Here is a 22,141-nt window from a genome sequence, read left to right on the forward strand (position 1 = left end):
CAAATGATGGAAGGAATGACGACCTTCACCAGTGACAAGGAGTCTCTGCAGGATGTCCTGAAAGCAATTTCAATCGGGACATACCAGTTGCCAGAATTTCAACGTGGTTGGGTTTGGGATGATGCCCATATCATGAGTCTTTTAGCCAGCGTCTCTTTGTCGTACCCGATTGGCGCCGTCATGATGCTAGAGAATGGGAATAAAGACGTTAGATTCAAACCACGACCTGTCGAAGGTGTTGAACTAGCTTTACCGGTTGAACCTGAACGTTTCATCCTGGACGGACAGCAGCGGCTCACCTCACTCTATCAGGCAATCATACTCAATCGGGCTGTAAAAACAAAGGATATCAGAAAGAAGGAAATCCTCCGTTGGTACTATATTGATATGGTCAAGGCTCTGAACTCAAATGGGGACAGGGAAGACGCTATCAAGAGCCTGCCGGAAGACAGGAAGATAAAGAACTTTAGGAATGAGATAGTCGAAGACTACTCGACTCCTGAAGCCGAATTCGAGCATATGTTATTCCCGCTCTCGTTGGTCCTCGATTGCGCAAAATGGCGTGCTAATTACAACAAGCATTGGAGTTATGACCCGCAGAAAACTGAATTCTTCGACACTTTTGAAAGGGCGGTCGTTGATCGGTTCAAACAATACCAAATCCCGGTTATCAAGTTGTTGAAAGAGACCCCGAAAGTTGCCGTTTGCCAAGTCTTCGAAAAGGTCAACACTGGTGGCGTATCGCTAACGGTTTTTGAACTGGTTACTGCTACTTTTGCCGCCGATGGCTATAACCTTCGAGAAGACTGGGAAGGTAAACACAACGAGCGAGGACACAAGATCGCTAGCGGTCGAAAGGATAGAATACATAGCCAGATTGTATTGCGCTCCATAGGTGCCGATGAATTATTGCAGGTCATTTCTCTTTTATCTGCCTATAGCCGGAAGAAGGAGGACTCAAGTGCAGCTGTTGGTTGCAAACGGACAGATATTTTAAAACTAAAACTGGATGATTACAAAAAGTGGGTAGAATTAGCCACTTCTGGATTTGAAAAAGCCGGACGTTTCATTTTCCAACAAAAAATATTTTCCAATAAAGATGTTCCTTATGGAACGCAACTGGTCCCTTTGGCCGCCATTCTAGCGATTATTGGGGACAAAGCAGATACTGATTTGGTCCGTGAGAAACTAGGCAGATGGTACTGGTGTGGTGTTTTCGGTGAATTATATGGCAGTGCCGTCGAAACACGTTTTGCCCGCGATGTTGTCGAAGTTATGAATTGGGTAAGCGGCGGTCAAGAGCCATCAACAGTCTCAGAAAGTAACTTTTCCCCCGGGCGTTTCGACACTCTGCGCACTCGTAACAGTGCGGCGTATAAAGGATTATACGCATTGCTTATGCAAGACGGTTGCCTGGACTTTCGCACAGGGGAACCCATTCAGGTCCAAACGTATTTTGCAGATATTATCGACATACATCATATCTTCCCTCATGATTGGTGCGTGAAAAAACATATTGAGTCCAAATACTCAGAATCCATTGTTAATAAAACCGCGCTTTCGTACCGCACCAATAGAATCATTGGTGGCAACGCTCCAAGCCAGTACTTGAAAGCCCTACGCGATAAATGTAGTATCGCTGAAAAACGACAGGATCAGATACTTGTCACGCACCTAATTGATCCAGAAACCCTTAAAAAAGATGATTTTAAGAGTTTCTATGATAAGCGCAAAGAAGCTCTGTTGAAGAGAATAGAGCAGGCAACTGGTAAAGCAATCGGCCGACAGGCTCCGTCCCAAATTGAAAATGCGGACGCGGAAGGCGAACTCACCGAAGAAGAGGAACAGGAATGACCGAACAACCAGAACACTTTGACCTGAACTCCCAACATTTATCCGAAGATAAGCAACAGGAACTTCTACGCCTTTTCCCAGAGGTCCGAACCGAAGGCGGTAAAATTGACTTTGAACGCCTCAAGTTGGCATTGGGTGAGACGGTAGACGTAGGTAAAGAACGCTATGGTATGACCTGGCCGGGCAAAGCCGAATGTTTCAAAACCATCCAACAACCAAGTATGGCAACTCTGCGTCCAGCCCCCGAAGAGAGCGTCAACTTTGATACTACTGAAAACTTGATTATTGAAGGCGACAACCTGGAAGTGCTCAAACTGCTCCAGAAGTCATATTTGGGCAAGGTTAAGATGATCTATATTGACCCGCCCTATAATACCGGCAATGACTTCATATACCCGGACAATTACACGGAGTCGCTTCAGACTTACCTTGAATACACCGGGCAAGTGGACTCTGAAGGCAGGAAGTTCGGGAATAATACGGATGCTGATGGCCGTTTTCATTCCAAGTGGATGAATATGATGTATCCGAGATTGTATCTTGCACGGAACCTGCTAACGACAAGTGGCATTGCCTTTATTAGTATTGATGACAATGAAATTGATAACCTTAGAAAGCTCTGTAATGAAGTATTTGGTGAATCAAATTTTCTTGCCCAAATAATTTGGCAGAAAATACATAGCACGAAAAATGATGCCAAGTATTTTTCTGATACTCATGAATATATTTTATGTTATGCAAAAAATATAAATGATGTTGAAATACAATTACTACCAAGAACTGAGAAAATGGATAATAGGTTCTTAAATCCCGATGATGATTCGAGGGGCCCGTGGGCTTCGGGAGATTTGGTTGCCAATGAGATTAGAAAAGATGGAAATTATGATGTGATGGGGCCAACTGGAAAAACCTTTAATGTACCGAGTGGAAAGCACTGGGTATATTCACAAGAAAATATGAAAACGTTAATTAAAGAGAATCGAATCTGGTTTGGTAAAAATGGTGACGCATTTCCAAGGTTAAAGAGGTATTTATCTGAAGTTCAACAAGGAAGAAAAAGTGATACGTTATGGCTGGCAAATGAAGTGGGACATAATCAGGAATCTACCCGCGAAGTCAAATCGATTTTGGGTTATGGGTATTTCGAGACGCCAAAACCAGTTAGATTAATTAATAGATGCGCATTATTAGCCCTTAAACCCACTGATATCTGCATTGATTTTTTTGCTGGCTCTGGAACTACTGCTCATGCTATTCTTGAATTAAACCAAACAGATTTTGGAAATCGCAAATTTATACTTGTTCAACTTCCCGAAAAATGCCCTGATGACTCTGAAGCCCGAAAGGCTGGCTACGAGGATATCAGTAAGATTACTGAAGAGCGTGTTCGACGTGTCATCAAAAAGCTAAACGACCAGGACACAGGAAAATTGGACCTCGATGGTGGAATTAAGCAGGACCGCGGTTTCCGTGTCTTCAAACTTGCGGACTCCAACTTCAAAACATGGGACGCCCACGGTGCCCAGGACACGGTATCGCTGGAAAAACAGCTTGAATTACATATTGACCATATTAAAGACAGCCGCAATGAAGATGACCTATTGTATGAACTGCTGCTTAAGAGTGGATTCCCGTTGACTACGCCTGTTAAAAAACTGACTGTAGCCGGGAAGGATATTTATTCCGTGGCTGAAGGGTTGATGTTCATCTGTCTGGAAAAGGAAATCAGCCTGGAACTCATCAAAGCCATGGCAGACAAGAAACCGGAGCGGGTGGTGTGCCTGGATGCCGGTTTCGCCGGCAATGACCAGTTGAAAGCCAACGCAGTACAGATATTCAAGACAAAAGAGATCAAGAAGTTCGAGACGGTATAAGAATGACAGACAGAAAAAACGACATCATTCCAGCCACAAGCTCGATCCTTCTTTACACCACCCCGGACGGGAACGAAAAAATTGAAGTCCGGCTTGAAAACGAGACGGTATGGTTGACACAGGCGGGTATGGCTGAATTGTTCCAGACCACACCTCAAAACATAACCCTGCATTTGAAGGAAATATTTGCTACCGGCGAATTGGCTGAAGACTCAACTTGTAAGGATAACTTACAAGTTCAAACCGAAGGACAAAGGCAAGTCAGCCGAATCCGCAAATTCTACAATCTGGAAGCTATCATCGCAGTCGGTTACCGTGTACGATCGCACCGGGGTACACAATTCCGCAGATGGGCGACAGAGCGTCTGAATGAATACTTGGTAAAAGGGTTTACCATGGACGATGAACGCCTAAAAAGCGGCATCAACGTGGGTTCTGATTACTTCGATGAAATGCTGGAACGGATTAAAGATATCCGTTCCAGCGAGAAAAGATTCTATCAAAAAATCAGGGATATTTATAAACTCGCAGTTGATTACGATCCTAAAGCGGAAGAAACAATCGAATTTTTCAAGATCGTCCAGAATAAGCTGCATTTTGCAGTATCAGGCAAAACTGCGGCTGAGCTTATTACCGAAAGAGCGGATGCCTCCAAACCGAATATGGGGCTGACATCATGGAAAGGTACAACGGTGCGCAAATATGATGTAGTGATAGCGAAAAATTATCTTAATGAAGCGGAGATGCAGAACCTGAATCGTATTGTCAGCATGTATCTGGATTACGCCGAGGATCAAGCACGGATGCATCGCCAGGTGTTCATGCGTGATTGGCGTGAAAAACTGGACGCTTTTTTAAAGTTCAACGAACGCGATATCTTGAATAATCCGGGCAGAATCGCCAAGGAAATTGCGGATAAGCTGGCGGTTGAACAATACGAAATATTCAATAATCATCGTTTGACGATGGAAGCCACAGCGGAAACGATGGCCGATGATGCTGAGTTGAAGTCCATTGAAAAACAAATTGATGATAAGCGAGACGGCAAATAAAACTCCAATTTGATGCCAACCAGCAATTCCAGCTTGATGCCGTGGCGGCGATCGTCGATCTGTTCGAAGGTCAACCCCAGGGCGCGCCGGAATATGCCGTAATCAACCTGGGTGCCATGGGCGGCTTGTTCAGCGGCCAGGAACAGACGGAACTTGGAACCGGTAACCGCTTGCTGGTGGCAGAGGACAAACTGCGGGAGAATACCCGGAATGTCCAGATACGCAACGACATTGAAGCGCCGGAGCATGAAGCACCGCTTGAATGCTCGGAACTGTTCGACGCGCCAGCCAATATGACCCGCCTCTGCCCCCACTTCTCGGTGGAAATGGAAACAGGCACCGGTAAAACCTATGTCTATCTCCGGACAATTTTCGAACTATCGCAAAAATACGGTTTTCAGAAATTCATTATTGTAGTGCCTTCCGTAGCTATTCGTGAGGGCGTGCTGAAGAATATCGAAATAACCAAGGATCATTTCCGCGCTCTCTACAACAATATACCATTCGAACACTTCGTCTATGACGGTAAAAAGGTCAACCAACTGCGCCAGTTTGCCGTCAGCAATACCCTCCAGATCATGATCATCAACATTGATGCTTTTCGCAAAAACTTTGCCGGCACAGAAGCGGAACAGAAGAGCAACGTTATCTATAAGGAAAGTGACAAGCTATCCGGTCGGCAGCCTATCGAGTTCGTTCAGGCAGCCAGGCCGATTGTCATTATCGATGAGCCCCAGAGCGTGGATTCCACAGAGAAGTCCCAGGAGGCCATCCGGGCTTTGAATCCACTTTGCACTCTTCGCTATTCCGCCACTCACCGGAATCCTTACAACCTTGTTTATCGTCTTGATCCGGTTCGGGCATTCGAATTGAAGCTGGTAAAACAAATCGTGGTAGCCAGTGCCGCGGCGGAAAACAGTGCCAACGATGCTTTCGTAAGAGTGGAAAGCATTGAGTACAAAAAAGGTGTCAAAGCTAAGTTGCGGATTCACGTTCAAACCAAGGATGGACCGAAAGAAAAAACGGTCACCGTAACCAACGGCGCCGACCTGTTCACTCTGTCCGAAGAGCGCCCTTGTTATCAGCATGGTTTTTCTGTGGCTGAAATTTGGGCTGAACCAGGTAACGAATTCATCAGATTTAATAACGGAAAACTGTTGCGCCTGGGTGAAGAAATGGGCGGCTTGCGAGATGATGTTTGGCGGGCGCAGATAAAACACACGGTGAAAAAACATCTGGATAAAGAACTGCAATTACGTGGTCGCGGTATTAAGGTGCTTAGCCTTTTCTTCATTGACCGTGTAGCCAATTATCGTGACTACGAAGAATCCGGCCAGCCGGTAGCCGGGAAATTCGCCAGGGCATTTGAAGAGGAGTTTCATTCCTTGTCCGCATTGGAACAATATAAAGATCTGGATTGTGTTAAACACGCTATTGGAAAACTCCACAACGGTTACTTTGCCCAGGACAGAAAGGGCATCTTAAAAGACACCCGCGGTGACACTCAGGCGGATGATGAAGTCTATAACCTCATCATGAAGGAGAAGGAACGCCTCCTTACGATTGACGAGCCGTTACGATTCATTTTCAGCCATTCAGCATTGCGTGAAGGCTGGGATAACCCGAACGTTTTTCAGATATGCACCCTCAATGAGACCCAAAGCGGTATTAAGAAACGCCAGGAAATCGGCCGCGGACTACGGTTGCCAGTAGACCAAAACGGCTTGCGGGTCTTTGATGACTCTATCAATAAGCTCTACGTGATGGCCAACGAAAGTTACGAAAATTTTGCCCGCAAGCTACAGACTGAATATGAAGAGGAGTGCGGAGTGACCTTCGGCAAGGTCCCGATAACAGCGTTTGCTAAATTGTGCCAGGTAGTTGACGGGCAAGAACAACCAATCGGCCGGACAGCCGCCGATGTTATCAAGGCGGCTTTAGTTGATCAAAAGATGCTTGATACCGAGGGGCGTATCCAAGCGGCTTTTGATCCTAAACGGCTCGATTTCGAGCTGAAATTACCCGAAGCGCATAGAGATCTGGCTTCGGCTGTAATTGATTTACTCTCCGCGTATCAGATTGAACGGCATATCCGCAGAGACAAAGATGAACGGGTAAACCATCTTAAGGGTTTTCTGTTAGAAGAATCAGAGTTTAAAGCGTTATGGGAACAGATCAAACCTAAAACCACCTATCGGGTGGAATTTGAGACCGACGAATTGGTTAGTCGTGCAGTCGCGGCGATCAAGCGAATGGAGCGTATCGAAAAGCCCGTGATCCACGTCCGGACCGGTCAAGTAAAGGTCACCAAAGGCGGTGTTGATACCACCGATATCGGGGTTGCAGAAGAACAGGTTTCCTTTGGCACCAGGCCGGTGCCAGACCTATTAGCGTACCTTCAGAATCAGACTGAACTCACACGCTCCACCCTTGTTCGTATATTGAAAAGTTCAGGCCGTTTGGAAGATTTCTTTAATAATCCTCAACTGTTCATGGACACCGTCGCGGCAATATTGAAGAATGAACTCCATAGGCTCCTGGTAGACGGTATCAAATACGAGAAGGTCCATGGTGACGGACCGGAAGCAGAATGGGAGCAGCTCCTTTTCAAAAACGAAGAGATGATCAACTACCTGACGGCTTTGCAGGTTCAACATTCAATTTACGAATACGTTGAATATGACTCCGAAATAGAGCGGGAATTTGCGCGGCGATTGGACCAGCGCGAGGATATTAAGTTGTTCGTGAAATTGCCAAGATGGTTCGTCATCGACACGCCAGTTGGCAAATACAACCCGGATTGGGCCATCTTAAAGCATGATGACAAGTCTCTTTACCTGGTCCGTGAGACCAAAGGCACCAGGGATTTCCTGAAATTGCGTAACAGCGAAGTGGACAAAGTGAGGTGCGGCGCCAGGCATTTTGAGTCAATTGGTGTACCGTTTGCGGTGGTCACGTCTGCTGATCAAGTATAAGACTGTTTGGAAAATCGGTAATTACTTTCTATCTTCCAATCCATACTTCCCGGTGGTAATATTGAATTAACAGCCTGTCTGGTAAGGAGGCAACATGAAGTGTCCAAAATGCGGCAGTGAGGAAGTGGAGATACTGACCATATCCAACACGTTGTACTGCACCTGTAAAAAGTGCGGTCACAAGTGGAAGAGTGATCTTTAGGGCATACGGCCATGCCTGTTGAACTTAACCGGGACAGTATTGAAATAGATTGCCTGTGCCGTATCTGTCCTTCGTTTGTGGAGTGCGGTGAGCGCATCGGGTTCTGTGTGGCGGGTTCGGCCAGTGTTTGTATTGATATTGAGGCCGGTTGTCTGTGCCTGGGCTGTCCCGTCTGGGTGAAGCAGTGTTTCCGGCACGTTTATTATTGTGTCCGTGGCGCGGAGCCTGCCCAGTGAATATGGCAATGATCATTGATGTGCTAACTACATCACATAGATGTACGATAACAAACAAGGTGCAGATTGGAAATTTCTCCGGACCTCCGTGTAGGTTCAAACCGAAAGCTGGAGATTAAGCATTTTTAACAATGGAAAATAGCGAAATAAAAGTAATAAGCGTGCGTCAGGCAGTCTCTCAGTCCCAGGCCTTGCTGAGGGGCTGTATCCCCGCGGGGCGCTGTCTTTCCGAAGAACTAATCAAGGAGCGGCGGGAAGAAGCGAGCCGTGGCAGAAATCGTTGGTACCCTGGTGGGCCTGTCCAGCCATGAACGGTTCTATGGAAGACTGAATACTGCCTACCGTTTACTGTCTACTGAAAACTGATAGCTGACCGCTGATAGCTAAAATATTCTCCCGAAATGAGACATTTACCCATTGACTATAACTAACATACGTGCTAAAATACATGCTATGATAAACAATGAACAATGTGCCCCAGACAAGCCTGACTCTCCCGGCTCTCATCCACCTGATTCCGAAGCTTCGCCCCGCCGCGGCCCAGGTGCCCCGTTTGGAAATCAGAACGCCCGTAAGCGTGATTTCTACGCCCGGCATGCTGCCGGCAGCCGTCAACCAAGCCTGGAGGAGGCCATGCAAGTTCAGGGGCTTGAGCAGGAGATTGGGCTGTTACGCCACAAACTCCAGTTGATGGAAATACGCAGCCCTGACGACCTCATGTTGTTTTTCAAGGGGGTTAATATCCTGTCTAACGTGATGGCCCGTTGCCGGCATCTTCCAAAAAAGAAGGATGAAAATGAGATATTGCGGGGACTGCAAAGCCTGTTCAGCGGCATAATCATACCGGAAGAAGCGAAAAACGAGATTCTGGCAAAGGAGCTTGATTGAATTTGCTAAAAACAATAATTGAAAAGGCCTATCAATTACCTAAAAAGGCCGTTTTTAAACGTAAAATTCGGATTCGTTTCTGTAAAAAATACTTTTCTGTAACAAATCAAATCCCCTTCGGTGATTGCTTGATTATTTTGACATAAGCCCTTTTACCTTCTATTCTGGAATGAGAGAGGTGAATGGAAAAAATGACCAAATACCGTTGTCTGATCTGTAACTACATCTATGACCCGGCGCAGGGGGATCCCGGAGCCGGGGTTAAGCCGGGTACCGCTTTTGAAGACCTGCCCGGTGACTGGGTTTGTCCCATCTGCGGCGCGGGCAAAGACCAGTTCGTAAAAGCGGAATAAAAGTTTCCGGAGGTTTTCTATGCCGGTAGACCTGAACATTTTAATCGGCGGTGAGGCCGGGCAGGGGGTTGTGTCGGTCGGGGCGGTGCTGGGCCGGGTGATGCTGCGCGGCGGTTACGAAGTCTTTACCGACCAGGATTTTGAGTCCCGCATTCGCGGCGGCCATTCCTTTGCCCGGGTAAGAGTTGCCGACCGGCCAGTGCAGTCGCCGCGGGAAGATACCGATATGGTGCTGGCGCTGAACGCCGAAAGTGTATTACTGCACCAGGCGGAGCTGACCCCCGGCGGCGTTCTCATCTATGATGGGCACCAAACTGAAGTCAAACCGGCCGGCGAGCTGAATTGTCTGGATATCCCCATCGCCGACATCGCGGTTGCAGCCGCCGGCAGTCTGAAGATGGCCAACACCGTGGCTACAGCCGCGGCGCTGGGACTGCTGGAGTATGACTTTTCGCTGCTCTCCGAGGTGTTGGAGCATGAGTATGGCCGGCACGGTCAACAGGTGGTTGAGGCCAATATCAAGGCCGCCCGCGCTGGTTACGATTATGCGGCCGCCCACCGGCCGAAGGGTTACGCCTTCCCGCTGAAGGCCGGCAAGCCGTCCGGGAAGCTGTTGCTTACCGGTAATGAAGCCGTGGCGCTGGGTGCGCTGGCGGCCGGTTGCCGCTTCGTGGCTGGTTATCCCATGACGCCGTCCACGCCGATCCTGGAATACCTGGCGGATAAGGGTCGGGAGTTCGGGGTGCCGGTGATTCAGTCTGAGGATGAGATTGCCGCCATTAATATGGCGGTCGGGGCTGGTTACGCCGGGGCGCGGGCGATGACTGCGACGTCCGGCGGCGGCTTCAGCCTGATGACGGAGGGGCTGGCGCTGGCCGGCATGACCGAAACACCGGTGGTTATCGTTCTGGGGCAGCGGGCCGGTCCGGCCACCGGACTGCCGACGCGCACCGAACAGGCCGAACTGAATTATGCGATACATGCCGGTCACGGCGAATTCCCCCGCGCGGTGCTGGCCCCGGCTAACGCTGAAGAGGCTTTTTGGCTGACGGTCAAGGCCTTCAATCTGGCGGAGAAATATCAGACGCCGGTCATTGTCCTAACTGACCATCAGATGGCCGACTCCTATTATACTGTGGCCCCGTTTGACCTTGAAGCGGTAACAATAGAAAGGGGCGAATGGCTGTCTCAGACCGAGGCTGACCGCCAGGGCAGGGAACATAAGCGTTATGCTTACACCGAATCCGGCGTCTCCCCGCGGGCTTTACCCGGTATTCACCAGGCGCTGGTGGCGGCGGATTCCGATGAACACTCTGAAGCCGGTCATATCATTGAAGACGCCGCAACCCGGCGGCTGATGGTCGGCAAACGGCTGAAGAAACTGACCGGACTGGCCGCCGAGATTAACAAACCCGTCCTCAGCCGGCAGCCGCAGGCGGATTATACCTTCATCAGTTGGGGCTCGGGCTTCGGCCCGGTTGCCGAGGCGGTTGAAATCCTGAATGGTGCCGGCGGCAAGATAAGTCATCTGCATCTGGCGGAATTGTGGCCGTTCCCGGCCTCGGAAGTCGCTGCCATGCTGGACGGCGGCGGCAAACCGGTGGTCATTGAAAGCAATGCCACCGGCCAATTGGTGCGGCTGATTCAGGCGGAGACCGGCATCAATGCTGATATCCGCATCAACCGTTTTGACGGGCGGCCGCTGTCGGCTGCATATATTCTGAACCAATTTCAGCCGGAGGGTGCGTCATGAGCGATAAACTTAAAATTACCCTTGATGACTACACCCCGGCCTCGGACAACGCCTGGTGTCCGGGGTGCGGCAACTTCGGTATCCTGCGGGCGGTCAATCAGGCGCTGGTAGAACTGCAACTGGAGCCCTGGCAGGTGCTGATGGTTTCCGGCATTGGTCAGGCAGCCAAGCTGCCGCATTACACCCGGACCAATATTTTTAACGGACTGCACGGCCGGCCGCTGCCGGCGGCCATCGGTGCCAAAACCGTTAATGCCGGGCTGACGGTCATCGCCGAAAGCGGCGACGGCGACGCCTACGGCGAAGGCGGCAATCACTTCATTCATACCATGAACCGCAATCCGGACATCACTTACCTGGTACACAACAATCAGGTGTATGGGCTGACCAAGGGCCAGGCCTCACCGACCACTGACCTGGGCTTTACCACTAAAATGAACCCGGATGGGGCTTGGACGGCGCTGCATCCGCTGGCGCTGGCGGTGGCCGCTGATTGCAGCTTCATCGCCCGCGGCTTTGCCGGTGATCTGGAACAACTGGCGGCTCTGATCGCCGCCGGAGTCCGGCACCCGGGTTTTGCCCTGGTGGAGATATTACAGCCGTGCGTCAGCTTTAATAAGAAAAACACTTTTCAATGGTATCAGGAACGGGTATATAAACTGGAGGATGAGTCTGGTTATGATACGGCTGACCGGACGGCAGCTTTTGGCAAGGCACTGGAGTGGGGAGATAAGATTCCCACCGGCGTCATCTACCGTCATCCCAGAGAGACCTTTGATGAATATCTCGGCACTGCCGGCAAAGAGCCGCTGGTGTTGCGCCGGCCGGACATCAGGTCGGTGGCAGACCTCTTTGAAGAGTTCCGCTAGCCGCCTGAACTACTGCCGCCGGGTGATGCTATAATAATTTCCGAAGGTGGATGACAGTAGATGAGAAAAGAACAAAAGATACTTAAAAAAGCCGGAACCATTGCCGTAGTCGGCGCCTCGCCGGATATTTCCCGGCATTCCAACGCCGTTACCGCTTACCTGATAGCGTCCGGTTTTCGGGTGATACCGGTCAATCCCAATGCCGCCGAGGTTTTGGGGTTGAAAAGCTACCCGGACCTTAAATCCGTGCCGGAACCGGTGGACATCGTTAATGTCTTTCGGGCTTCAGAGCATACGCCGGAAATTGCCGAAGATGCCGTGGCTATCGGCGCCAGAGTGTTGTGGCTGCAGCAGGGCGTGGTCAATGAAACAGCGGCGGATATTGCCATGCGGGGCGGGCTGGAGGTCATTATGGACCGGTGTATCGCCCGGGCTCACGCCGCCATGACCGGTCTCAGTCACTAGCCGGCGGTGACAATCAGCGCTTTCCGTGATATTCTTAAATATATGCCTTGTACATTTTCACCGCTGAGTCCGGCGGAGCTTTCGGCGCGATGGGGCGGTGATATTAACCTCAGCGCGCCTTTTCCGTTTGTCACTCCCGGGTGGCTAAACGTCTGGTGGCGCAATTTCGGAGCCGACGATGAACTCCTGCTGCTCCTGGCCGAAAAAGACGGCCAGGCCGTGGGCCTGGCGCCGCTCCGGCTGGCGGGCGGCACGGTGCGTTTTATCGGCAGTGCCGATGTTTGTGATTACCTGGATTTTGTAGTCCGTGAAGGCGGGGAAGACGATTTCTTTGCCGCCCTTTTGGATAATTTGGCTGCGGCCGGTGTAAAACAGCTGGAACTGGAAGCCCTGCGCCCGGATTCGGTTACCCTGAAGCATCTGCTGCCGCTGGCGCGGCAACGCGGCCTGCCGCTGGAACTGACCGATACCGATGTCACCCTGGAAATGGATCTTCCGGCAGACTGGGAAACCTATCTGCAAAGCCTGAGTTCGCATCAGCGTCACGAGATAAAGCGCAAAGGGCGGCGGCTGACCGAAGCCGTCGATGTCACATTTGACATAAAAGAACCTGACGATGTTCCGGCCGAGCTGGCGGCGCTGCTCCGGCTGCTCCGCATCAGCCGGAAAGACAAGGCCGAGTTCATGACCCTGGAGATGGAAGTTTTTTTCCGGGAACTGGCGGCGGCCATGGCTGATGGGGGCTGGCTGAGATTCGGGCACCTGCGGCTGAACGGGGACATTGTCGCCGCCGTCATGTGCTTTGATTATAATAACACCCGCTACCTGTATAACAGCGGCTATGAGCCGGAACACTCCGGTCTCAGCGTCGGCTTGCTGTCCAAGGTTTATTCCATTCAGGATGCCGTGGAGCGCCGGATGCGGGTTTATGATTATCTTAAAGGTGCTGAAATATACAAGTACCATCTGGGCGGACAGGAGAAACCGATCAGTAATCTCAGGATTGAGTTAAATGGCGGATAACAGCAAACTGAGTATCGCCATGTTGTCGGTACACAGTTGTCCGGTGGGGCAGCCCGGCGGGCGCGATACCGGCGGCATGAACGTCTATATCCGGGAAATGGCCGCCGCCCTGGGACGGCGGGGGCATCGTGTGGATATCTTTACCCGTGCCCATGACCCGCGGGACGCGGAGTCGGAGGCATTAGCCCCTGGTGTCCGCCTGGTCCATATCCGGGCGGGAGCCGTGGCAGAAATGGGCAAACTGACCCAGTTTAATAATCTGCCGGAATTTGAACGCAATCTCCATGATTTTTGCCGCCGCGACTGCGCCGTCTATGACCTGATTCACTCCCACTACTGGCTGTCCGGTGAAGTCGGGCGCAAGCTGGCGGCTGAACTGGGCGTACCGCATGTTTTCGCCTTCCACACCGTGGGGGCGGCCAAGGACGCCCTCGGCCTGGGTGCACCGGAACCGGGCTTGAGGCTGATAACCGAGGCTGAAATAGTCAACGACTGCCGCCGCATCATGTGCGGCACCTTGGGGGAGGCGGACTCGGTTATCCGTTATCATCAGGGGGCCGCGGACAAGGTCAGCGTGGTGCCGTGCGGGGTTGACTTGGGCTTGTTCCGGCCGCTGGATAAAACGGCGGCCCGGCACATATTGGGCCAACCCGAAGCCCCGACGGTGCTGTACGTCGGCCGGCTGGATAAACTCAAAGGCATTGACCGTTTGGTTGAGGCCGCGGCTTTGTTAAAAAATAAAAACTGTCGTCTGCTGGTGGTCGGCGGCGATGAACACAGCCGGGAGACTCTGGCCCGGCTGCGCCTTCAGGCTGAAGTTCTGGGCCTCGCTGACCGGGTGAGTTTTACCGGCGCGACGCCGCAGTCCCAGATGCCTTGGTATTATGCCGCCGCCGATGTGGTCGCCGTGCCGTCTTACTCCGAGACCTTTGGTATGGTGGCTCTGGAAGCGGTCGCCTGCGGGACGCCGGTGGTTTCTGCTGATGTCGGCGCCGCCCGGGATATTATTAAAGAAGGGATTTCCGGCTCCGTCACGCCGGATAACCTGCCGTCGTCATTAGCCCCGGCGCTGGATGACTGGTTAAATCGCCCGACAGTTGACCCGGAAATACTGCATTGCTCCATCAGTGATTTCAGCTGGGACGCGGTGGCTGTGCGGGTGGAGGCGGTTTTTGAATCACTGATGGTTGCCAAAGAAGATACCGAGGTGTGTTTGAATGGATAGTGTAAAACAAGCCGATGTACTGGTGGTGATGGCGCATCCGGATGACCCGGAGTTTTCCTCCGGCGGCACCATTGCCCGGCTGGCTGGCGAGGGCAAGCGGGTGGTCTATGTCATCTGTACCGCCGGAGACAAGGGCACGGATGACCGGCAGATGCCGCCGGCCCGGTTGGTGGCCATCCGCATGGAAGAACAGCGGGCAGCCGCCCGAACCCTCGGTGTTGAAGACGTTGTGTTTCTGGGAAATCCGGATCAGGGACTGGAAGCCACGCCGGAGTTGCGCAAAGAGCTGGTGCGGTTGATTCGCCTTTACCGGCCGGAACTGGTCATTACCCACTCGCCTTACCAGCGCTATATCTGGTGGCACCGGGATCACCGGCAGTGCGGTGAGGCAACTATGGACGCGGTCTTTCCCTATTCGCGGGATCATCTGGCGTATCCGGACCTGCTGGCCGCCGGTTATGAGCCGCATAAGGTTGGAGAGGTCTGGCTGGCCGGGGCCGAGGATTCGGACTACCGCTCCGACATTGAAGGCTTTTTTGACCGCAAGGTTGAGGCCATCAAGTGCCACCGCAGTCAGGTGGGCGATGATTTTGCCGCCCGGCTGGATCGGATTAAAGCCCGGGCTTCCGCAGCCGCCGAAGGCGAAGAGTTTCTGCTGGCGGAATCGTTCAAGAAGATTGAGATACCGTGGTGACCGCCTGAATTCCAAATCCAGATATCTTAATAACCAACAAATATTCCGGGAAAAGGCGACGCCGGTGCAGTAATCCTTGACTCATCCTTGTCATATTTCATATAATATCTTTCTGTTTGTAAGCAGACCCGGTATTTCGTGCCGAAAAAACCGGATTCTGCCCGAGTGGCGCAATGGTAGCGCAACCGACTTGTAATCGGTAGGTTAGTGGGTTCGAATCCCCTCTCGGGCTCGGCTGTTGTACGTGGAGAGGTGCCGGAGTGGTTAATCGGAGCAGTCTGTAAAACTGCCGCTCGAAAGGGCTTCACTGGTTCGAATCCAGTCCTCTCCAGTTTTTTTATATTCGGCAGCTAGACAACGTAGCTGGTAATAACTATAATACTAGGGTTGCCCACATAGCTCAGTCGGTAGAGCACGTTCTTGGTAAGAACGGGGTCATCGGTTCGAATCCGATTGTGGGCTCCAGACGAGAAATTAATAAGGGGGAAAATATAAATGGCTAAACAGAAATTTGATCGCTCTAAACCGCATGCCAACGTTGGCACCATCGGTCACGTTGACCATGGCAAGACCACGCTGACCGCCGCCATCACCACCGTGCTGGCCGCCGCCGGCCTGGCTCAGAAGCGCAGCTTTGATTCCATTGACAATGCGCCGGAAGAAAAAGCCCGCGGTATGACCATCGCCATCTCTCATGTTGAGTACGAGACGGCCAACCGTCACTATGCTCACATTGACTGCCCCGGCCATGCCGACTTTGTCAAGAACATGATCACCGGTGCCGCCCAGATGGACGGTGCCATCCTGGTGGTCAGCGCTCCCGACGGTCCCATGCCGCAGACCCGCGAGCATGTACTGCTGGCGCGTCAGGTCCAGGTGCCGGCCATTGTGGTCGCCCTGAACAAAGTGGACATCATGGAAGATGAAGAACTGCTGGAGCTGGTGGAGCTTGAAGTTCGCGAACTGCTGAACAAATACAAGTTCCCCGGTGATGACACTCCGGTCATGCGCGTGGCCGCCGTCAAGGCGCTGGAATGTGCCTGCGGCAAGCAGGAGTGTGAATGGTGCGGCCGCATCCTGAAACTGATGGATGCTGTTGATACCTTTATTCCCATGCCGGAACGCCCCAAGGACAAGCCGTTCCTGATGCAGGTAGAAGATGTCTTTTCCATCAAAGGCCGCGGCACCGTGGCCACCGGTCGGGTTGACCGCGGTGTAGTCAAGGTCGGCGATGAAGTTGAAATCGTTGGTCTGCACCATGACACCCGCAAGGTTGTTGTCACCGGTGTGGAAATGTTCCACAAACTGCTGGACAGCGCCGAGCCCGGCGATGCCGTCGGTCTGTTGCTCCGCGGTGTTGAACGCACCGATATTGAGCGCGGCCAGGTGATGGCCAAGCCCGGCTCCATCAAGCCGCACACTAAAGCCGAAGCCGAGGTCTATGTTCTGTCCAAGGACGAAGGTGGTCGCCACACTCCGTTCTTCAACGGTTACAAGCCCCAGTTCTACATCGGCACCACCGATGTCACCGGCAACATTGAGCTGCCGGCCGGCGTGGAGATGGTGATGCCTGGCGATAACGTCAAGATGAAGGTCAACTTAATCTACCCGGTTGCAATGGAAAAGGGTCTTCGGTTCGCCATCCGCGAAGGTGGCCGCACCGTAGGCGCCGGCGCCATCACCGAAATTCTGGAGTAATATGGCTAAGACAGAAAACCGGATCGTAATTACTTTTGCCTGCACCGAGTGCAGCGAGAGAGTATATACGTCGTCCAAAAACAAGCGCAATGACGCTCGGCGTCTGGAGATTAATAAGTATTGTCCCCGCTGCCGGACTCATCATTTGTTTCGGGAGACTAAGTGACGGGACAATTGCGAAAGCAAGCCATGTCAAAAACAAATGCCAAGCCGCCGGCTAACAAGCCGGCGGCTGCGGCCAGGCCTGGTTTTTTCGGCAATATCATTGCTGAACTGAAAAAGGTTACCTGGCCGACTCGGGATGAAATAAGAAAGCTGACCGTAATGGTATTGGTCGTGGCCTTTTCCGTCGGGCTGGTGCTCGGCGTACTGGACTATGGCCTGTCCTACCTGGTGGATAACTTCCTGCTGAAATAGCGGGATGCGGTTGGTAACAGGCGCAAGCCGAAGGTGCTGGTATTGACGGAAAACGATAGAAAATGGTACGTGGTTCATACTTATTCCGGTCATGAAGAACGGGTGAGAAAGAACCTGGGCGAAAGAATTCAGACGCTGGATCTGGGCGAGGAAATCTGCCGCGTGGAAGTCCCCACCGAAGAAGAGGTGGAGGTCAAAAACGGTCTGCGGCGGACCATCCGGCGTAAGATTTTGCCTGGCTACGTCATTGTTCAAATGTTGATGACTGACCAGAACTGGAATATCGTTCGCAATACACCCGGTGTGACCGGGTTTGTCGGCACGGCCGGCAAACCGACGCCGCTTAAGCCCCATGAAGTTGACCGCATCATTACCCAGATGGAGGCGGAAGCCCCGCGGGTGAAGGTCGGCTTTAAGAAAGGCCAGAGCGTCCGGGTGGTTGACGGGCCGTTCGTTGACTTCATCGGTATGGTGGACGAGGTCCACGCCGACAAGGGCAAGGTTAAGGTATTGCTTTCACTGTTCGGTCGGGAAACCCCGGTGGAACTGGACTTTTTACAGGTGGAGAAGCTCTAAGAGAGTTACTCCCGGATTCAAGGAGATAGGCTTTGGCTAAGAAAATTAAAGCAATTATTAAATTGCAGATTCCCGCCGGTAAGGCTAATCCGGCACCGCCCATCGGTCCGGCGCTTGGTCAGCATGGCGTCAACATCATGGGTTTCTGTAAGGAATACAATGAGCGCACCGCTTCTATGGAAGGCACCGTGGTGCCGGTGGAGATTACCGTCTTTGATGACCGGTCTTTCACCTTCATCACCAAGACCCCGCCGGCCGCCGACCTGCTGAAGAAAGCCGCAGGCGTCCCCAAGGGTGCCACCAGTCCCGGTCAGGGTGCCCCCATTGTGATATCCCGCGCCAAGGTGCGCGAAATCGCTGAATTGAAAATGAAAGATCTCAACGCCGTTGATGTGGAAGGCGCCGTGCGTATTATCGCCGGTTCCGCCCGCAGCATGGGGATAAAGGTAGAATAATATGGCAGACCATGGAAAAAGATTTGAAGCAGTAGAAAAGCTGGTGGAATCCGGCAAAGATTACACGGCCGCTGAGGCCGTTGCACTGGCCAAACAGGCCGCCACCTGTAAATTTGATGAGACCGTAGAGATGCACCTCAAGATGGGACTTGACCCGCGTAACTCTGCTCAGGTAGTCCGGGGCGTGGCGCTGATGCCGCACGGGTTGGGCAAGCAGGTGCGGGTGTTGGTTTTCGCTCAGGGCGATGCCGAAAAAATTGCCCGGGACGCCGGTGCCGATATTGTCGGCGGCGACGACCTGGTGGAAAAGATCGCCGGCGGCTGGCTGGAGTTTGATGTCGCCATCGCCACGCCGGAAATGATGGGTAAAGTCGGTAAACTGGGTAAGTCGCTCGGCCGCAAGGGGTTGATGCCTAATCCCAAGGCCGGCACCGTGGTACCCGCTTCCGATCTGCCGCAAACCATCAAGGAAGCCCGCATGGGCCGGGTGGAATTCAAGCTGGATCGGACTGCCATCATTCACGTTATCCTGGGTAAAGCCAGTTTTGAAGAAGAAAAACTGGTGGGCAATATGACGTCACTGATGGAAGCGATAGTGCGTGCCAAGCCCGCCGCAGCCAAAGGGCAGTACATTAAGAGTGCTTTCCTGACCACTACCATGGGCCCCGGCATTAAGCTGGATATGCGCTCCATCATGTCTCTTGCTGGGGTCTAGTGTCGCTTGCGTCTCACACCGCAGGATGCTAAGATAACCTGAATTAACAATTTAATATCCGGAGACAGCCGGCGTCCCTTTGAGGACTTAATTAATGCCCGCCGAGGAAACAGAGAGCCGATAACGGTTTTTTAAGAGTCCTTGCGCGTGCGAGGACTTTTTTTATTTCTGAAGAGAGGTTAGAAGTATGGTAAATGCCAAAGTTAAGCTGAAAAAACAGCAAACAATTGATGAGCTGCAAAAGATCATCGCTGAATCCAGCGTAGCCATCATCACCAATTACCGTGGTGTCAGCACCGCTGAACTCACCGGTTTACGCGGCAAACTGCGCCAGTCCAGCGTCGGTTACAAAGTGGTCAAAAACACGCTGGTTAAAAGCGCCGCTGCCGGTGCCGGTAAGGACAACCTGACGGCGCTGTTAGACGGGCCGATTGCCTTGTCCTGGGGCTACGGTGAGGATGTTACCGGGCCGGCCAAACTGCTACTGGAACACATCACCAAATCCAAGTCCGTAATGACTGTGGAGGGCGGTTTTCTCGGCTCTCGCGCCTTGTCCGCTGAGGATGTGACCACCCTGTCCAAACTGCCGTCAAAAGAGATTCTGGTGGCTAAGGTGCTGGGCGGTATTCAAGCCCCGCTCTACAAACTGGTCGGTACCCTTAACGCGCCCATTCAGGGTTTGGTGACTGTGTTGAACGGCCACCTGAAGCAATTAGAAGAAGCCAAATAAATTTAGAAAATATTAACGGAGGAATTACAGAAATGGCTGTTAAAGAAATCATCGCTCAAATCAAGGAACTCAACGTCATGGACCTGGCCGATCTGGTCAAGGCTCTGGAAGAAGAATTCGGCGTCAGTGCCGCGGTTCCCATGGCTGCTGCGGCGGCCCCGGCTGGCGGCGGCGAGGCTGCTGCCCCTGCTGAAGAGCAGACCGAATTTGATGTCATTCTGAAAGACATCGGCGCCAATAAGATCAACGTCATCCGGGTTGTTCGCGAACTGACCGGCCTGGGACTCAAAGAGTCCAAGGAAATGGTTGAAGCCGCTCCCAAAGCAGTCAAGGAAGCTGTCAGCAAGGAAGAAGCTGCCAGCGTTAAAGAGAAGCTGGAAGCTGCCGGCGCCACCGTCGAAGTTAAATAGTCTTAAATCACGTAGAAAAAAAGGGAACCCGCCGGAAGGCGGGTTCCCTTTGTGTGTTTAAACAGGGAGGCGGAATTACTGCTGTCGGACGATGAGCAACGGCAGTTCGCTCTCTGCCAGAAGTTTGTGGGTGATTGATTTTGCCCGCCAGGTGGACACCACCGAGGCCGTCGCCATGACCACCATATCGGCCCCAAGCACCCTGGCCGCAGCGGCAATCAGGCGGGATGAATCGTCGCCGATGTCTACCCGTGTGTCGGCATCAAGCCCCTCCAACCGGAGTTTGCGGGCTAGTTGTTCCAGGTAATCCCCGGTTTTTTCCTGTTCTTTGACTGATACTTCCCGGTCATACAGACCACGGTCGCCGACCAGGTCTGATTCCGGTTCGGCATCGTAAACTTCCCTGACCATGCTGAATAGGGTGATTTCTCCGTCATCAACCCGGGCCAGTGCCACCGCCGGCGCCAGAGCTTGTTCCGAGCCGGCGCTGCCGTCCAGCGGGACCAGAATTTGGTTAAACAGCGGTCGGCCGCCATCCGGCGTATGGGGCGGCACCAGCATGGCCGGGCAGCCCACCAACCGGAAAACGTCGTCAAAGAGTGACGTTGTCTGACGCTGAGTGGTACTGGAACCTTCCCGCACCATGACAACCAGGTCAATCCCGTTGTTGGCCACATAGTTTTGGATAACCTCGGTCGGCTGACCGAATTGAGTTACAGCGGTCACCGCCGGCAGTGCGCCGTCGCCGGTGAGGTCGGCAGCGATTATTTCCGCCCGTTTCTCCAGGTACAGCCGATGCATGGTATGGTGCAGGTGATGGCTTTCATCACAGGCATGTAGCAGTACCAACTCGGCCCCGGTCCGGCGGGCCAGGGCTTCTCCGTAAGGAATCACGGCTTCAGCCAGGTCTGAACCATCCAACGGCAGCAGAATTTTCTTAAACATTCAGTCTCCTTTTTAAGAGGTTGTTTCAGGATACCTTTTTGGCGCCAATGCGTCAATTTGTCCGGAACCGATATCCATATTACCGCCTCTTCGGCTGTTTGAAACTGGCGTTATGAGGTGTTACACTCAAGCCCTTATGATTACTATCGGACTAACCGGCGGTATCGGCAGCGGTAAGAGTACGGTCGGCGCTATGTTGAAAGACTTGGGCGCCGCGTTTATTGACGCGGATAAGGTCGGCCACCGGTTGTTGCGGGAAGATGAAGCGTTAAAGGCCGAGATTGTCCGTCTCTTCGGCGAGGATATAGTTAACGGCAACGGTCAGATTGACCGGCGGCGGCTGGCGGGTATTGTTTTCAGCGACCCGGCGGCGCTGAATCGTCTTAACGCGGTTACACATCCGTTAATCAACCGGGCGGTAGCCGCGGAAGTGGCGCAACTCAGACAAGATGGTTATCAGGTGATTGTTGTGGAGGCGCCTTTGCTGGTAGAGGCCGGATGGGCGGCCGAGTCCGACACTATCTGGCTGACGGTGGCCCCGGCGAAGGTGGTGCTCAAACGGCTGGTGGAAAAAATGGGTTACACCGAAGCCGAAGCCGGGGCGCGGATCGCCTCCCAAACATCCAACGATGAGCGGCGGCGTTACGCCGCTGAGGTAATAGACACCGATACCAGCCTGGAAGAGCTTAAAATCCGGGTAGAGCGGCTCTGGCGGGGATTGTAACCTTTAAC

The 22,141-nt window shown here is 52.5% G+C and carries 23 protein-coding genes, 3 tRNA genes and 1 other annotated feature; of the genes, 25 read left to right on the forward strand and 1 reads right to left on the reverse strand.

Features of this window, described 5'->3' with window-relative positions; translation table 11 throughout:
• Window positions 1-6: 6 nt before the first annotated feature.
• The 24 genes from V8247_RS06205 (at window position 7) to rplL (ending at window position 20,464) form a co-directional block, all read left to right on the forward strand.
• Window positions 7-1,854: a DUF262 domain-containing protein gene (locus tag V8247_RS06205; protein ID WP_338736976.1), complete on the forward strand. Its 1,848-nt coding sequence runs from the start codon at window positions 7-9 to the stop codon at window positions 1,852-1,854.
• Window positions 1,851-3,728 (forward strand): site-specific DNA-methyltransferase, encoded by a 1,878-nt coding sequence (locus V8247_RS06210; RefSeq protein WP_338736977.1) that lies wholly within the window; start codon window positions 1,851-1,853, stop codon window positions 3,726-3,728. Before V8247_RS06205 ends, V8247_RS06210 begins: the two co-directional genes overlap by 4 nt.
• A gap of 2 nt (window positions 3,729-3,730) precedes the next feature.
• Window positions 3,731-4,780, forward strand: a complete 1,050-nt coding sequence (locus V8247_RS06215) for a virulence RhuM family protein (RefSeq protein ID WP_338736978.1) — start codon at window positions 3,731-3,733, stop codon at window positions 4,778-4,780.
• A gap of 41 nt (window positions 4,781-4,821) precedes the next feature.
• Complete coding sequence (locus tag V8247_RS06220; RefSeq protein ID WP_338736979.1) at window positions 4,822-7,755, forward strand: DEAD/DEAH box helicase family protein; 2,934 nt, start codon at window positions 4,822-4,824, stop codon at window positions 7,753-7,755.
• Between the two features lie 213 nt (window positions 7,756-7,968).
• Window positions 7,969-8,193, forward strand: a complete 225-nt coding sequence (locus tag V8247_RS06225) for a DUF2769 domain-containing protein (RefSeq protein WP_338736980.1) — start codon at window positions 7,969-7,971, stop codon at window positions 8,191-8,193.
• Between the two features lie 453 nt (window positions 8,194-8,646).
• Window positions 8,647-9,081 (forward strand): hypothetical protein, encoded by a 435-nt coding sequence (locus tag V8247_RS06230; RefSeq protein WP_338736981.1) that lies wholly within the window; start codon window positions 8,647-8,649, stop codon window positions 9,079-9,081.
• Between the two features lie 191 nt (window positions 9,082-9,272).
• Window positions 9,273-9,434 (forward strand): rubredoxin, encoded by a 162-nt coding sequence (gene rd, locus V8247_RS06235; RefSeq protein ID WP_338739340.1) that lies wholly within the window; start codon window positions 9,273-9,275, stop codon window positions 9,432-9,434.
• Window positions 9,435-9,453: 19 nt separating this feature from the next.
• A complete protein-coding gene (locus V8247_RS06240) occupies window positions 9,454-11,187 on the forward strand; it encodes a 2-oxoacid:acceptor oxidoreductase subunit alpha (protein WP_338736982.1) in 1,734 nt (577 codons plus the stop codon).
• On the forward strand, window positions 11,184-12,056 hold the full coding sequence (locus tag V8247_RS06245) for a thiamine pyrophosphate-dependent enzyme (protein ID WP_338736983.1): 873 nt from the start codon (window positions 11,184-11,186) through the stop codon (window positions 12,054-12,056). The genes V8247_RS06240 and V8247_RS06245 overlap by 4 nt, the downstream gene beginning before the upstream one ends.
• A gap of 60 nt (window positions 12,057-12,116) precedes the next feature.
• Window positions 12,117-12,521, forward strand: a complete 405-nt coding sequence (locus V8247_RS06250) for a CoA-binding protein (RefSeq protein ID WP_338736984.1) — start codon at window positions 12,117-12,119, stop codon at window positions 12,519-12,521.
• Window positions 12,522-12,563: 42 nt separating this feature from the next.
• Window positions 12,564-13,544, forward strand: coding sequence for a GNAT family N-acetyltransferase (locus V8247_RS06255; protein WP_338736985.1), 981 nt, complete (start codon window positions 12,564-12,566; stop codon window positions 13,542-13,544).
• Window positions 13,534-14,769: a glycosyltransferase gene (locus V8247_RS06260; RefSeq protein ID WP_338736986.1), complete on the forward strand. Its 1,236-nt coding sequence runs from the start codon at window positions 13,534-13,536 to the stop codon at window positions 14,767-14,769. The genes V8247_RS06255 and V8247_RS06260 overlap by 11 nt, the downstream gene beginning before the upstream one ends.
• A complete protein-coding gene (locus V8247_RS06265) occupies window positions 14,762-15,463 on the forward strand; it encodes a PIG-L deacetylase family protein (protein ID WP_338736987.1) in 702 nt (233 codons plus the stop codon). Before V8247_RS06260 ends, V8247_RS06265 begins: the two co-directional genes overlap by 8 nt.
• A 159-nt stretch (window positions 15,464-15,622) precedes the next feature.
• Window positions 15,623-15,695 (forward strand) — tRNA-Thr (locus tag V8247_RS06270).
• A 14-nt stretch (window positions 15,696-15,709) separates the two neighbouring features.
• A tRNA-Tyr gene (locus tag V8247_RS06275) sits at window positions 15,710-15,794 on the forward strand.
• Window positions 15,795-15,852: 58 nt separating this feature from the next.
• Window positions 15,853-15,928: transfer RNA gene (locus V8247_RS06280), tRNA-Thr, on the forward strand.
• A 30-nt stretch (window positions 15,929-15,958) separates the two neighbouring features.
• Window positions 15,959-17,161 carry an elongation factor Tu gene (gene tuf / locus V8247_RS06285; protein ID WP_338736988.1) on the forward strand — a complete coding sequence of 401 codons (1,203 nt, stop codon included), beginning with the start codon at window positions 15,959-15,961 and terminating at the stop codon, window positions 17,159-17,161.
• Window position 17,162: 1 nt separating this feature from the next.
• Window positions 17,163-17,327, forward strand: coding sequence for a 50S ribosomal protein L33 (gene rpmG / locus V8247_RS06290; protein ID WP_338736989.1), 165 nt, complete (start codon window positions 17,163-17,165; stop codon window positions 17,325-17,327).
• Window positions 17,328-17,350: 23 nt separating this feature from the next.
• Window positions 17,351-17,578 (forward strand): preprotein translocase subunit SecE, encoded by a 228-nt coding sequence (gene secE, locus V8247_RS06295; protein ID WP_338736990.1) that lies wholly within the window; start codon window positions 17,351-17,353, stop codon window positions 17,576-17,578.
• 42 nt (window positions 17,579-17,620) lie between these two features.
• Window positions 17,621-18,154 (forward strand): transcription termination/antitermination protein NusG, encoded by a 534-nt coding sequence (gene nusG / locus V8247_RS06300; RefSeq protein WP_338736991.1) that lies wholly within the window; start codon window positions 17,621-17,623, stop codon window positions 18,152-18,154.
• A gap of 32 nt (window positions 18,155-18,186) precedes the next feature.
• Window positions 18,187-18,609, forward strand: a complete 423-nt coding sequence (rplK, locus tag V8247_RS06305) for a 50S ribosomal protein L11 (RefSeq protein WP_338736992.1) — start codon at window positions 18,187-18,189, stop codon at window positions 18,607-18,609.
• Window position 18,610: 1 nt separating this feature from the next.
• The gene (gene rplA / locus V8247_RS06310) at window positions 18,611-19,324 is read left to right on the forward strand and encodes a 50S ribosomal protein L1 (protein WP_338736993.1); all 714 of its coding nucleotides are present in this window, start codon (window positions 18,611-18,613) and stop codon (window positions 19,322-19,324) included.
• 40 nt (window positions 19,325-19,364) lie between these two features.
• Window positions 19,365-19,497: a sequence feature (ribosomal protein L10 leader region), on the forward strand.
• A gap of 14 nt (window positions 19,498-19,511) precedes the next feature.
• Window positions 19,512-20,054, forward strand: a complete 543-nt coding sequence (rplJ, locus tag V8247_RS06315) for a 50S ribosomal protein L10 (protein ID WP_338736994.1) — start codon at window positions 19,512-19,514, stop codon at window positions 20,052-20,054.
• 32 nt (window positions 20,055-20,086) lie between these two features.
• The gene (rplL, locus tag V8247_RS06320; protein WP_338736995.1) at window positions 20,087-20,464 is read left to right on the forward strand and encodes a 50S ribosomal protein L7/L12; all 378 of its coding nucleotides are present in this window, start codon (window positions 20,087-20,089) and stop codon (window positions 20,462-20,464) included.
• 75 nt (window positions 20,465-20,539) lie between these two features.
• On the opposite strand, the gene V8247_RS06325 is transcribed toward rplL, so the two are convergent.
• The gene (locus V8247_RS06325; RefSeq protein WP_338736996.1) at window positions 20,540-21,409 is read right to left on the reverse strand and encodes a universal stress protein; all 870 of its coding nucleotides are present in this window, start codon (window positions 21,407-21,409) and stop codon (window positions 20,540-20,542) included.
• Between the two features lie 136 nt (window positions 21,410-21,545).
• On the opposite strand from V8247_RS06325, the gene coaE reads away from it, so the two are divergent.
• Complete coding sequence (gene coaE / locus V8247_RS06330; RefSeq protein ID WP_338736998.1) at window positions 21,546-22,133, forward strand: dephospho-CoA kinase; 588 nt, start codon at window positions 21,546-21,548, stop codon at window positions 22,131-22,133.
• Window positions 22,134-22,141 lie beyond the last annotated feature (8 nt).

The organism is Dehalogenimonas sp. W (assembly GCF_037094495.1).
Classification (GTDB): domain Bacteria; phylum Chloroflexota; class Dehalococcoidia; order Dehalococcoidales; family Dehalococcoidaceae; genus Dehalogenimonas; species Dehalogenimonas loeffleri.

Excerpts from the sequence above, each read along its gene's own strand:
- V8247_RS06225 (WP_338736980.1), top strand. The coding sequence starts at position 7,969 with ATGCCTGTTGAACTTAACCGGGACAGTATTGAAATAGATTGCCTGTGC.
- V8247_RS06210 (WP_338736977.1), top strand. The coding sequence starts at position 1,851 with ATGACCGAACAACCAGAACACTTTGACCTGAACTCCCAACATTTATCC.
- rplJ (WP_338736994.1), top strand. The coding sequence starts at position 19,512 with ATGGTAAATGCCAAAGTTAAGCTGAAAAAACAGCAAACAATTGATGAG.
- V8247_RS06250 (WP_338736984.1), top strand. The coding sequence starts at position 12,117 with ATGAGAAAAGAACAAAAGATACTTAAAAAAGCCGGAACCATTGCCGTA.
- rd (WP_338739340.1), top strand. The coding sequence starts at position 9,273 with ATGACCAAATACCGTTGTCTGATCTGTAACTACATCTATGACCCGGCG.
- V8247_RS06265 (WP_338736987.1), top strand. The coding sequence starts at position 14,762 with ATGGATAGTGTAAAACAAGCCGATGTACTGGTGGTGATGGCGCATCCG.
- rplL (WP_338736995.1), top strand. The coding sequence starts at position 20,087 with ATGGCTGTTAAAGAAATCATCGCTCAAATCAAGGAACTCAACGTCATG.
- rplA (WP_338736993.1), top strand. The coding sequence starts at position 18,611 with ATGGCAGACCATGGAAAAAGATTTGAAGCAGTAGAAAAGCTGGTGGAA.
- V8247_RS06205 (WP_338736976.1), top strand. The coding sequence starts at position 7 with ATGGAAGGAATGACGACCTTCACCAGTGACAAGGAGTCTCTGCAGGAT.
- rpmG (WP_338736989.1), top strand. The coding sequence starts at position 17,163 with ATGGCTAAGACAGAAAACCGGATCGTAATTACTTTTGCCTGCACCGAG.
- tuf (WP_338736988.1), top strand. The coding sequence starts at position 15,959 with ATGGCTAAACAGAAATTTGATCGCTCTAAACCGCATGCCAACGTTGGC.
- V8247_RS06215 (WP_338736978.1), top strand. The coding sequence starts at position 3,731 with ATGACAGACAGAAAAAACGACATCATTCCAGCCACAAGCTCGATCCTT.
- V8247_RS06325 (WP_338736996.1), bottom strand. The coding sequence starts at position 21,409 with ATGTTTAAGAAAATTCTGCTGCCGTTGGATGGTTCAGACCTGGCTGAA.
- V8247_RS06230 (WP_338736981.1), top strand. The coding sequence starts at position 8,647 with ATGATAAACAATGAACAATGTGCCCCAGACAAGCCTGACTCTCCCGGC.
- coaE (WP_338736998.1), top strand. The coding sequence starts at position 21,546 with ATGATTACTATCGGACTAACCGGCGGTATCGGCAGCGGTAAGAGTACG.
- V8247_RS06240 (WP_338736982.1), top strand. The coding sequence starts at position 9,454 with ATGCCGGTAGACCTGAACATTTTAATCGGCGGTGAGGCCGGGCAGGGG.
- secE (WP_338736990.1), top strand. The coding sequence starts at position 17,351 with ATGTCAAAAACAAATGCCAAGCCGCCGGCTAACAAGCCGGCGGCTGCG.
- V8247_RS06260 (WP_338736986.1), top strand. The coding sequence starts at position 13,534 with ATGGCGGATAACAGCAAACTGAGTATCGCCATGTTGTCGGTACACAGT.
- V8247_RS06245 (WP_338736983.1), top strand. The coding sequence starts at position 11,184 with ATGAGCGATAAACTTAAAATTACCCTTGATGACTACACCCCGGCCTCG.
- V8247_RS06255 (WP_338736985.1), top strand. The coding sequence starts at position 12,564 with ATGCCTTGTACATTTTCACCGCTGAGTCCGGCGGAGCTTTCGGCGCGA.